Below are 660 nucleotides of genomic sequence, written 5' to 3'. Positions count from 1 at the left end.
GGCGGAGCTGGAGGCGCCGCAGGCGGTGGCCGACGCGCTGCGGCCCGAGACCCTGGCGGAGGCCCTGGCCAGCGCCGGGCCGGTGCTGGAGGGGCTGGCCTATTGCGTCGGCTCGATCCCGCTGAAGCCGCTGGCGCGGCTCGCCGAGGCCGATTTCCTCGACGCCTTCCGGCTGAACGCGCTGGGCGCGGCGCAGGCCGTGCAGGCGGCGCAGAAGGCGCTGGCCCGCGCCGAGGGCGGTGCCAGCGTCGTGCTGTTCTCCTCCATCGCGGCGCGGCAGGGCTTCGCCAACCACGCCGCCATCGCCGCCGCCAAGGGCGCGGTGGAGGGGCTGGTGGTGGCGCTCGGCGCCGAGCTGGCGCCCGCCATCCGCGTCAACGCCATCGCGCCCAGCCTGATGCGCACCGGCATCGCCGCGCCGCTCACCGGCAACACGGCCATGGCGGAGGCGATCGCGAAGCTGCATCCTCTGCCGCGGCTGGGCCAGGCGGAGGATGCCGCCGGCCTCGCGGCGTTCCTACTTTCGGCGGAGGCGGCATGGATCAGCGGCCAGGTGATCGGCGTGGATGGCGGGCGGGCGAGCCTGCGGAGCAAGGGGTGAGGGGCGCGCTGCCCCGGCGGGCGCTGCTGGCGGCGCCCGCGCTGGGGCTGGCGGCGGCG

1 protein-coding gene is annotated in these 660 nt (G+C 77.4%); it reads left to right on the top strand.

Annotated features, from left to right (window positions below; genetic code table 11):
* Positions 1-601, top strand: a 601-nt coding sequence (locus tag HMPREF0731_RS22505) for an SDR family NAD(P)-dependent oxidoreductase (protein ID WP_007006582.1), incomplete at its 5' end; no start/stop codon positions are given.
* Positions 602-660 lie beyond the last annotated feature (59 nt).

It is taken from the genome of Pseudoroseomonas cervicalis ATCC 49957 (assembly GCF_000164635.1).
GTDB classification, from domain to species: Bacteria; Pseudomonadota; Alphaproteobacteria; order Acetobacterales; family Acetobacteraceae; genus Pseudoroseomonas; species Pseudoroseomonas cervicalis.
This window is presented reverse-complemented; position numbering and strand designations above follow the sequence as displayed.